Source organism: Pseudomonas sp. DCB_AW, assembly GCF_026240895.1.
Lineage (GTDB): Bacteria > Pseudomonadota > Gammaproteobacteria > Pseudomonadales > Pseudomonadaceae > Aquipseudomonas > Aquipseudomonas kermanshahensis.
Genome location: NZ_JAPFCE010000110.1, coordinates 1 through 10,172 on the forward strand (window position 1 = coordinate 1; position 10,172 = coordinate 10,172).

Sequence of the window (10,172 nt, forward strand, 5' to 3'; positions counted from 1 at the left end):
TTGCCCCGCGAACACCGGCGAAGCCGGTGCCATGCACCGCGTAGCCCCATTCGCGGGACAAGCCCGCTCCCACAATATCGATGTTATCTGTGGGAGCGCCTTGAATGCCGACCTTGTTCACTACACGGACTTTCATCAATCACATAAGCACGGAGGCCACTTGTGACAACGCCTGCTCAACACCCATCGGCATCGCTTGGGCTGACCGACATCCTGCACCCCGCCATCGCCGGTTTGGTTTCGGTCATCGTCAACTACGGCGGCACGTTCATCCTGGTGTTCCAGGCAGCCAAGGTCGCCGGGCTAAGCCCGGAGCTGACCTCGTCATGGGTCTGGGCGGTGTCGATCGGGGTAGGTATCACCGGGCTTGTCTTGTCCTGGTACAGCCGTGAACCCTTGATAACGGCCTGGTCCACCCCGGCTGCCGCGTTTCTGGTCACGGCACTGGCCAGCGTGCCCTATGCCGAGGCCATTGGCGCGTACCTGCTGTCCGCTGCCGGCTTCGTAGTGCTGGGCCTGACCGGGTACTTCGAAAGGCTGGTCCGGATCATCCCAGCCGGGGTCGCGGCAGGGCTGCTGGCCGGCATTCTTTTACAGTTCGGCATCGGCGCGTTTGCCGGCCTGTCGGTCGACCCGGTGCTGGCCGGGTTGCTCATCGTGGCGTACGCGGTGTTCAAACGCTTTACTGCCCGTTACGCAGTCGTAGGCATCCTCGTCCTTGGCCTTGCTTACCTGCTGATCCAGGGTAAGGCCGGCCTTTCGCAACTGACGCTGGAAATCGCGACACCGGTGTTCACTGCCCCGGCCTTTACCCTCAATGCGGCCCTCAGCGTCGCGCTGCCGTTGTTCCTGATCACCCTGACCGGGCAATACATGCCCGGTATGCTGGTGCTGCGCAACGACGGTTTCAAGACCAGCGCCAACCCGATTGTCGCAGTCACCGGCCTGGGCTCCTTGCTCATGGCGCCGTTCGGCTCGCACGCGTTCAACCTCGCGGCCATCACCGCCGCCATCTGCACCGGCAAGGAAGCCCATGAAGACCCGGCCAAACGCTGGATCGCGGGGATCGCCGCAGGGGTCTGCTACATCCTTGTGGGGGTATTCGGCGTCACGCTTGCCAGCGTGTTCATGGCACTCCCTGCCACCTTCATCACCACCCTCGCCGGCCTTGCGCTGCTGGGTACCATTGGCACCAGCCTGGCCAGTGCAATGGCCGACGCGAAGTCACGCGAAGCCGCGCTGATCACCTTTCTTGCAGCCGCCGCCAACATCACCCTGTTGGGTATCGGCGGGGCCTTCTGGGGCTTGGTCATCGGCCTGCTGGCCTACGCGGTACTGAACGGGCGCGCCCCTGGGTTCAAACGTACTCAGCCGTAATCACACCATCGGGTCTACATGCTCCACCCGCCCCGCTTCGCCAGGCCGATTGACGAACAGCACGTCCAGCGTGCTGTTGCGCAGGCCCTTCACGGGGTTCCAGTGCGCCGAGGTGTGGATGTACTTGTCGCGCAGCAGGCGCTGTTCGTCCTCGGTCAGGCCGGCGTCGGGGCGGGAACCCAAGGCAAAGCCATGCAGCTTGCGGCTGATGTCCAGCAAGTCATCGGGCAGCCGATGGGCTTCATCGCCGCCCAACTCGGCAAACGGCACCCCACCACGCACTGCCAACTCACGCATGATGCTCAGGTACACCCGGGAAAGATGGCCGGCCACGCCCCTCTCCCGATAAACCGCCGCATACACCTGCTTTTGCGCCTCGTCCGGCTTGCCGCCGGCAATCGGCCGCTCCCAGGTCAGCACCCGCGGCCGTGGTTCGCCCAACTCAGCAAACGCCGACGTCAGCAAGGCGCTGGCCGCCGAGTAGGCACGGGTGCATTCGGCTTTTGTGCGCACAGGCACCCGCTGCGACTGCGGTTTGCACAGCAGCACCTGCTCCAGCATGCACGGCAGGTAGCCCCCGCCAATGTTCGAGTGCACGCCCGGCACGACAATGTCACCCTCGCTGCGCACCAGCGGGAAGTTATGCCGGCGCTCGTCACCGGCCACCAATTGCACCACGTGCCGCGCAATGCCCTTGCCCAGGCCCAGGCGCAAGCCGCCGTGGCGAGCGTCAGCGGGGTCGAAGTCCCCCTGCAACGGCGCGACGATGGCCGCCACGGTGTCGAACAGGCCAATGAAATTGATGCACACAGCACACGAGGTGCCCAACAGGTTGCTCGCCTCATCACACAGCACATTGGCCAGGTGCCTGGCGGCAGCGGCGCCACGGCTGAACCCGAACAGGTCGAGCTCGACCCGCGCAAGCCGCGACTGCGGATACGCCGAGCACCAGCCGCGCAACTGGTCGGCAATCATTGTCACGGCCTCGGCGACGCGCGCCTCGACGCCGGTACGCCCACGCCCGGTGGCCGAGGCAAAACTGGAGTCCGCCGCCCCCGCGGTGGTGCCGATGCCCTCGACATACAGCTTGAGAAAGGCCATCGCGCCCGGCGCAGGGCTGCCGGGGGCTGGGTACAGCGCATGCAGCAAGGCCACATTGCTCCAGGCATTGCCGTAGCTGGTACCTGCCAGCGGCGCCGCAGCCTGGCCCGCCGCCGTGGCATTGCCCAGGTTGTTGCCGGTGCCATCAAAGAACACGCCAACGCGCAAAGTCGTTGGCGCAGGGGTATCGAAGGTACTGCGGTGGGTTTGCATCATCCTGCGTCCTGCTTGCTCAAAGAGCATCAGCAAGCGCCAGGGCACAGCGGCCGACTATCAGCCGACGCCGAAGGTTGCGCAGGACTTGTCGACAAGCCCACGCCCGACGGCCTGGATAAATTTGCCAGCCGCCATTGGTCGCCACCCCCCCGGATAGATTAAAGTATCACCCCTTGCCGAGGCAGCTGTTCCCAGCGCGCCTGCGGCCCAATACCAGGAACCGTCGCCGATGGAACACCGTGAAGCGCTGATCGCGCTGCGCACCTTTCTTTCCACCCAGATCCTAGGCCAGGAAAAGCTGGTCGAGCGGCTGTTGATCGTGCTTCTGGCCGACGGCCATATGCTGGTCGAGGGCGCCCCCGGGCTGGCAAAGACCAAAGCCATCAAAGAACTCGCCGAAGGCATCGAGGCGCAGTTCCATCGCATCCAGTTCACCCCCGACCTGCTGCCGGCCGACATTACCGGCACCGAAATCTACCGCCCAGAAACCGGCAGCTTCGTGTTCCAGCAGGGGCCGATCTTCCATAACCTGGTGCTGGCCGACGAAATCAACCGCGCCCCGGCCAAGGTCCAGTCGGCGCTGCTCGAAGCCATGGCCGAGCGCCAGGTCAGCGTGGGCCGCAGCACGTACGACCTGTCACCGCTGTTCCTGGTCATGGCCACGCAGAACCCCATCGAGCAGGAGGGTACCTACCCGCTGCCCGAAGCCCAGCTCGACCGCTTCCTGATGCACGTAAAAATCGGCTTCCCCGACGCAGCGGTGGAACGGCGCATCCTGCTGCAGGCCCGCGGCGAGGCACTGGGCGGCGAGACCAAGCCCGAGCGCCGGGTCAGCCAGCAGGCCATTTTTGCCGCGCGCAAGGAAATCCTCGGCCTGTACATGGCCGATGCCGTGGAGGAATACCTGGTGCAACTGGTCATGGCCACGCGCACGCCGGCCAAGTTCGACGCCGAACTGGCCGACTGGATCGCCTACGGCGCCAGCCCGCGCGGCTCGATCTCGCTGGACCGCTGCGCGCGTGCGCACGCCTGGCTGGCCGGGCGCGACTTCGTCAGCCCCGAGGACATCCAGGCAGTGCTGTTCGATGTGCTGCGCCACCGCATCATCCTGTCGTTCGAGGCCGAGGCTGCGGGGATCGACCAGGACCGCGTGGTCCAGCGCATCCTCGACGTCGTCGCCGTTGCCTGACCCCATGCCCACCGCGCAGCTGGCCGAACCCGGCATCCGCATCGGCCTTGCCGAGCTGATCGACATGCGCCACCGCGTGCGCGAAATCCAGCTGTTCTCCCGGCCCGGCCAGCGCAGCCCGCTGGTGGGCCTGCACCACTCCAAGCTACGCGGGCGCGGCGTGGACTTCGACCAAGTGCGCGTGTACCAGGCTGGCGACGATGTGCGCAACATCGACTGGCGGGTCACCGCCCGCACCCAGGAGCCGCACACCAAGCTGTTCCATGAAGAACGCGAGCGGCCGATCTTTATCCTGGTCGAACAGAGCCAGCGGCTGTTCTTCGGCTCGGGGCTGATGTTCAAGTCGGTGCTGGCGGCCCAGGCTGCGGCCCTGTTCGGCTGGGCGGCACTGGGCCACAACGACCGCATCGGCGGGCTGGTGTTTGGCGACAACGAGCACCACGAAATCAAACCCCGGCGCAGCAAGCAAAGCCTGCTGCAGCTGCTTAACCGCATGGCCAAGGTCAACCAGGCGCTGCACACCGAAGCCACGCCCCAGGCCGACAGCCTGGGCCTGGCCTTGCGCCGGGCGCGTGAAGTGCTGCGCCCTGGCAGCCTGGCGATCGTCATCTGCGACGAGCGCTCGCTGACCGACCAGGTCGAACAGCACCTGGCCATGCTTTCGCGCCACTGCGACCTGTTGCTGCTGCCGGTCTCCGACCCGCTAGACCATGCCCTGCCCGCAGCCGGCCTGCTGCGCTTCGCCCAGCGCAGCGCGCAACTGGAGCTCGACACCCTCGACGCCAGCTTGCGCCAGGCTTACCGCCAGCAGGCCGAGTCACGTATCGCCCGCTGGGAACTGATGGCACAGAAGCTGCGCGTGGTGCTGATGCCGCTGAGTACGCAAAGCGAGATGATCGAGCAACTGCGCGAATACCTGAACGCCCAGCGCCCGGGGAGCAGCAAATGACCCCGCTGGACCAGTTGCAACCGCTGATTGCCCCGCCGGCAGTCGGCCTGTGGCCACCGGCACCGGGTTGGTGGGTATTGCTGGCCTTGCTGCCGCTGCTTGCCTGGGGCCTGTGGCGCGTACGCCATTGGCGCCCGCGCAAACGCCGCATCGTGCGCGCCGAGCAACCGCTCGACCCGGTACGCGTGGCCGCCCTGGCCGAACTTGCCCAGCTGCCACGCCCGTATGACGGCGCCCCGGCCGGTGCCTGGCTGCAACAGATCAATGCCCTGCTCAAGCGCCTGTGCCGCAGCCACTACCCGGGCGCCAACAGCCATACACTCAACGGCCGCCAGTGGCTGGCGTTTCTCGACAACCGCTGCCCGGCCGCCGGCCTCACGCGTTGGATGGTGCTGGTCGAAGGCGCCTACAAGCCTGAGTGTAAGCTCGACGACAAAGCCATCGTCGGGCTTAGCCAGGCCGTCGAAACCTGGATCCGCAAGCATGTTTGAACTGGCCTGGCCGTGGATGTTCGCCCTGCTGCCGCTGCCGTGGCTGGCTCGCCTGGTGTTGCCAGCCGCTGACAGTGGCGAGCCGGTGCTCAAAGTGGGCTTCCTGAACGAGCTGGAAGGCCTGGCCGGGCGCCGGGCACGGCTCAACCTGCCCACCTGGCGCCAGCAGGCGCCCTTTGTCATCATCTGGCTGTTGCTGCTGTTGGCCGCGGCCCGCCCGCAATGGCTCGGCGACCCGGTACCGGTGGCCGCCAGCGGCCGCGACCTGCTGGTGGCGGTGGACGTGTCCGGCTCCATGGATTTCCCCGACATGCAGTGGAAGAACGACGAAATCAGCCGCCTCGACCTGGTCAAGGCGCTGCTTGGCGACTTTCTTCAGGACCGCGAGGGCGACCGGGTTGGGCTGATCCTGTTTGGCAGCCAGGCCTACCTGCAGGCGCCGCTGACCTTCGACCGGCGTACCGTGCGCACCTTCCTTGACGAAGCGCAGATTGGCATCGCCGGCAAGAACACCGCCATCGGCGATGCCATCGGCCTTGCGGTCAAGCGCTTGCGCCAGCGCCCGGCACAAAGCCGCGTGCTGGTGCTGGTCACCGACGGCGCCAACAACGGCGGGCAGATCCACCCACTGACCGCCGCCCGCCTGGCCGCCCAGGAAGGCGTGCGCATCTATACCATCGGCATCGGCGCCAACCCCGAGGCCAGCGGCACGCCCGGCCTGCTGGGCCTCAACCCGAGCCTGGACCTGGACGAAGCCTCGCTCAAGGAAATTGCCGAGCTGACCCACGGCGCCTACTTCCGCGCCCACGACGGCGCCGAACTGAACGCCATCGGCGACGCCCTCGACCAGTTGGAGCCAGTGGCTCAGCAGCCAACCCAGGCGCGCACCGCCAAGGCCTTGTACGCCTGGCCATTGGCCCTGGCACTGTTGCTCAGCGTGCTGCTGGTGGTGGCCGTGCAGTGGCCTGACAACCGCTTGCAGCGCCTGCTGCGCAAACCGCGCTTTCTGCAGCCGCACCCGGAATGGCGCCAGCGCCTCAAACGCCTGCGCCTGAGGAAACGGCGATGATCGACCTGTGGCCACAATGGTTGCGCCCGCTCTGGCTGTTGGTAGTGCCACTGCTCGGCTGGTTGCTGTTCAAGCTGTGGCACCGACGCAAACGCGCCGGGCGTTGGCAGATGATCCTGCCGCCCGCGTTCCACGCCGTGCTGCTCGGGGGCGGCAGCGGCAGCACCAGCAAACTGCCTTGGGTGGCGCTGGGCCTGGCGTGGACGCTGGTGGTGCTGGCCCTGCTCGGGCCCAGCTGGCAGCGCGTGGAAGAGAGCCGGCAGCGCCCTGCCGACCCGCTGGTCATCCTGCTCGAACTGACCCCACAGATGCTCGCCGAGGACAGCCCGCCCAACCGGCTGGAGCAGGCCCGGCGCAAGGTCCTCGACCTGCTCGAACGCCGCCACGACAGCCAGACCGCGCTGATCGTCTACGCAGGGTCCGCCCACACCCTGGTGCCGCTGTCCGATGACCTGGGCACCACCCGCAACCTGCTGGAGGCGATCGACCCTTCGATCATGCCCAAACCCGGCCAGCGCGCCGACCTGGCCGTGCAAAAAGGCCTGGCCCTGCTGGCCCAGAGCGGCCTGGGGCAAGGGCGCCTGCTGCTGATCGGCTCCTCGCTCAGCGCAGCGGAGCGCGAGGGCATCACGCAGGCCCTCGGCCGCCAGGGCCCGAGCCTGCTGATGCTGGGCATCGGCAGCCGAGACGGGGCACCGGTGCGACAAGCCAATGGCGAATTCCTTAAAGACGACCAAGGCGCAATTCTGCTGCCGCGCCTGGACAGCGCCAGCCTCAAGGCATTTGTCAGCGGCACCGGCGGGCGCTACCGCAATGCCCGGGTCGACGACCTCGACCTGCGCGGCCTGGGCCTGTTCGACACCCCGCGCACCGCACGCAGCGACGGCCAGACCCTGCAATTGGACAGCTGGGCCGACCAGGGTTACTGGCTGCTGATTCCGCTGTTACTGCTGGCGGCCTGCGCCGGTCGTCGCGGCTGGCTGTTCTGCCTGCCCCTGTTACTGGCCTTGCCGCAGCCAAGCCAGGCCTTCGAGTTCAACGACCTGTGGCTGCGCCCCGACCAGCAGGGCCAGCGCATGCTCGAACAGAACCGCCCGGCCAGCGCCGCACGGCATTTCCAAAATCCACAGTGGCGCGGCATGGCGCTGTACCAGGCCGGCGATTACGCCGGAGCCGCCCAGGCATTCTCACAAGGCAACACGGCAGCGGACCACTACAATCGAGGCAATGCCCTGGCCCGCAGTGGCGAGCTGGAAGCCGCCCTGGATGCCTACGAGCAGGCCCTGGAGCGCCAACCCGACCTGCAACCGGCACTGGACAACCAGGCACTGGTCCAGCAACTGCTGCAACAGCGCGAGGCCAAGGCCGAAGAACAACCCGCCAGCAACGAGGCCCAAGGCACACCCGGCAGCGAAACCGAAGGCAACAGCAGTTCGGCCAGCAGCCCGGCCCAGGGCACCCCTGGCAATGACGAACCCGCCAACGCCGAAGAACCCGGCGAAGGCAGCACCAACAGCCAGGCCACACCCGGCAACCAGGGGGGCGCCGACGACAACGTCACCGTGCCCCCCCAACGCCCGGTGTCGACCAACCTCGACGCCGAACAGCGTCAGGCCCTTGAACAATGGCTGCGGGAGATCCCCGACAACCCGGCGGAGCTGCTGCGGCGCAAATTCTGGTATGAACAGCAATTGCATCAGGACAATTCACGATGAGTCGCTTCGGCGTCTTTCTGCTCGGTGTCTCATGGGCCTTCATGGCCCAGGCCGAGCCCATGCTGCAAGCCAGCGTCGACCGTACCCGCCTGGAGGCCGGCGAAAGCCTGGAACTGACCCTCGAAAGCCAGGACGTGACCCAGTTCGGCAAACCCGACCTGCGTGCCCTTGAAGGCGACTTCGAAGTGCGTGGCACACGCCAGCTGAACAGCCTGCACACCCTCGATGGCGAGACCCGCGCCAGCACCCGCTGGATCATCACCCTGCTGCCACGGCGCAGCGGCAGCCTGCGCATCCCGGAGCTGCAACTGGGCCAGTCGCGCAGCCAGGCCATCGACCTGCAAGTGCTGCAAGCCGATGCCAGCCGCCAGGAAAGCGCCTCCCAGGTGTTCATCGAGGCGACCCTGGACAGCAACGAGGTCTATGTTCAGGCCCAGGCCGTGCTGACCTTGCGCATCTACCATTCGGTGGCGCTGTATGACGACAGCAGCCTCAGCCCACTGCAGCTGGAAAACGCCAAGGTCGAGCCACTGGGCGAGTCGCGCACCTACGAGAAAGAAATCAACGGCGTGCGCCACGGGGTGATCGAAACCCGCTATGCCGTCTACCCGCAGCAAAGTGGCAGCCTCGAAGTGCCGGCGCTGACCTTCACCGCCACCGCGGCTGCCAGCGCCGACAACGAACAATCCGCCACGGCCGCCCCGCGTGCCGGCCGCCAGATCCAGGTCAGCTCGCTGCCCCTGCGCCTGGACGTGCGCCCGATTCCAGCGGCCTGGCCGGCCGGTGCGCCCTGGCTGCCGGCACGCAGCCTGACCCTTGAAGAACACTGGAACCCCGACCCGGGCAGCCAGCAGACGCAGATCGGTGATTCGCTCACCCGCAACATCACCTTGCGCGCCGACGGCTTGTCCAGCACCCAGCTGCCACCGCTGCCGGCCACCGAAATCACCGGCCTGCGCCGCTACCCCGACCAGCCGCTGCTGCGCAACGAAATCAACGAGCGCGGTATGACCGCCAACCGCGAAGAGCGCGAAGCGCTGGTGCCGACCCACAGCGGCGAACTGGCCTTGCCAGCGCTGGAGGTGGCCTGGTGGAACACCCGCGAAGACCACCTGGAGCACACCAGCCTGCCAGCGCGCACCCTGAGCGTGCAGGACAACCCGGCCCTGAGCGCCGACACGCCGGTCGGCGACACCCGTGCGGGCAATAGCCTGTTGTGGCCGTGGCAGCTGGCGACGCTGGTGTTTGCCCTGACCACATTGCTGGGCTTCGCCTTGTGGTGGCGTGCCCGTTCACAACCCGCGGTACTGCGCGCCGCGCAACAAGGCCCAAGCCCCCGCACGCTGCTGGACGACCTCAAGCGCGCCTGCCAGGCCAACGACCCCCAGACCACACGCCAAGCGCTGGACGCCTGGGCGCGGCAGCAGCCGGAGACCCTGGCGGAGATGGCTGCGCGGTTCGTGCCGTTGTCCGATGCGCTGGATGGGTTGAACGGGGCGTTGTACAGCGAGAGTGGCCAGTATTGGCAGGGTGAGGATTTGTGGCGAGCGATCGGGACGATTCCGCCGGCTGAGCAGGTGCTGCTGCCATCGGGGGAGACAGGGAGCTTGCCGCCGTTGTATCCGAAATGAGGGGGGGGTGAGGTTGGGGTGCATGACATGGGTATTTTTAGCGCCTATCAGATCGAGCGCCGCCCGCGCGGCGCTTCGCAGCACAAGGCTGCTCCCACATTTGTTTCGGGCCAGTGAGGCCTGGGAAATCTGCGCGCGACCGCCTTGTTTGTCCGTCTCGATATCAACGTGGGCACCACGGGGCCGCGCGCCTATGCCACAGGATTAATTGGCCCGAAACAAATGTGGGAGCAGCCTTGTGCTGCGAAGCGCCGCGCGGGCGGCGCTCGATCTCATAGGCACTGCAAAACTCAAGACATGCGCCCCCGCCCGCGATGCGCCGGCGGGGGGGGGGGGGGGGGGGGGGGGGGGGGGGGGGGGGGGGGGGGGGGGGGGGGGGGGGGGGGGGGGGGGGGGGGGGGGGGGGGGGGGGGGGGGGGGGGGGGGGGGGGGGG

The 10,172-nt window shown here is 67.2% G+C and carries 8 protein-coding genes; 7 read left to right on the top strand and 1 reads right to left on the bottom strand.

Annotated elements, in window-relative coordinates; translation table 11 throughout:
- The first annotated feature begins 201 nt into the window (after positions 1–201).
- Positions 202–1,377 (top strand): benzoate/H(+) symporter BenE family transporter, encoded by a 1,176-nt coding sequence (locus OO306_RS27045; protein ID WP_369124844.1) that lies wholly within the window; start codon positions 202–204, stop codon positions 1,375–1,377.
- On the opposite strand, the gene OO306_RS27050 is transcribed toward OO306_RS27045, so the two are convergent.
- Positions 1,378–2,694: a DUF2235 domain-containing protein gene (locus OO306_RS27050; protein WP_265970319.1), complete on the bottom strand. Its 1,317-nt coding sequence runs from the start codon at positions 2,692–2,694 to the stop codon at positions 1,378–1,380.
- A 229-nt stretch (positions 2,695–2,923) separates the two neighbouring features.
- Between OO306_RS27050 and OO306_RS27055 the strand changes: the two genes are divergently transcribed.
- The 6 genes from OO306_RS27055 to OO306_RS27080 are packed head-to-tail and all read left to right on the top strand — an operon-like array spanning position 2,924 to position 9,738.
- Entirely contained in the window at positions 2,924–3,883 is a 960-nt protein-coding gene (locus tag OO306_RS27055; protein ID WP_027596692.1) for a MoxR family ATPase, read from the top strand.
- A gap of 4 nt (positions 3,884–3,887) precedes the next feature.
- Positions 3,888–4,832, top strand: a complete 945-nt coding sequence (locus OO306_RS27060) for a DUF58 domain-containing protein (protein WP_027596693.1) — start codon at positions 3,888–3,890, stop codon at positions 4,830–4,832.
- On the top strand, positions 4,829–5,323 hold the full coding sequence (locus tag OO306_RS27065; RefSeq protein ID WP_027596694.1) for a DUF4381 domain-containing protein: 495 nt from the start codon (positions 4,829–4,831) through the stop codon (positions 5,321–5,323). Before OO306_RS27060 ends, OO306_RS27065 begins: the two co-directional genes overlap by 4 nt.
- Complete coding sequence (locus tag OO306_RS27070; protein WP_027596695.1) at positions 5,316–6,392, top strand: VWA domain-containing protein; 1,077 nt, start codon at positions 5,316–5,318, stop codon at positions 6,390–6,392. The genes OO306_RS27065 and OO306_RS27070 overlap by 8 nt, the downstream gene beginning before the upstream one ends.
- Complete coding sequence (locus tag OO306_RS27075; protein WP_265970320.1) at positions 6,389–8,107, top strand: tetratricopeptide repeat protein; 1,719 nt, start codon at positions 6,389–6,391, stop codon at positions 8,105–8,107. Before OO306_RS27070 ends, OO306_RS27075 begins: the two co-directional genes overlap by 4 nt.
- Positions 8,104–9,738 (top strand): BatD family protein, encoded by a 1,635-nt coding sequence (locus tag OO306_RS27080; protein WP_265970321.1) that lies wholly within the window; start codon positions 8,104–8,106, stop codon positions 9,736–9,738. Before OO306_RS27075 ends, OO306_RS27080 begins: the two co-directional genes overlap by 4 nt.
- Positions 9,739–10,172 lie beyond the last annotated feature (434 nt).

Bases quoted from the DNA above. Each gene is read 5' to 3' on its own strand.
- OO306_RS27065 (WP_027596694.1), top strand. From the start codon at position 4,829: ATGACCCCGCTGGACCAGTTGCAACCGCTGATTGCCCCGCCGGCAGTC.
- OO306_RS27055 (WP_027596692.1), top strand. From the start codon at position 2,924: ATGGAACACCGTGAAGCGCTGATCGCGCTGCGCACCTTTCTTTCCACC.
- OO306_RS27050 (WP_265970319.1), bottom strand. From the start codon at position 2,694: ATGATGCAAACCCACCGCAGTACCTTCGATACCCCTGCGCCAACGACT.
- OO306_RS27075 (WP_265970320.1), top strand. From the start codon at position 6,389: ATGATCGACCTGTGGCCACAATGGTTGCGCCCGCTCTGGCTGTTGGTA.
- OO306_RS27060 (WP_027596693.1), top strand. From the start codon at position 3,888: ATGCCCACCGCGCAGCTGGCCGAACCCGGCATCCGCATCGGCCTTGCC.
- OO306_RS27070 (WP_027596695.1), top strand. From the start codon at position 5,316: ATGTTTGAACTGGCCTGGCCGTGGATGTTCGCCCTGCTGCCGCTGCCG.
- OO306_RS27080 (WP_265970321.1), top strand. From the start codon at position 8,104: ATGAGTCGCTTCGGCGTCTTTCTGCTCGGTGTCTCATGGGCCTTCATG.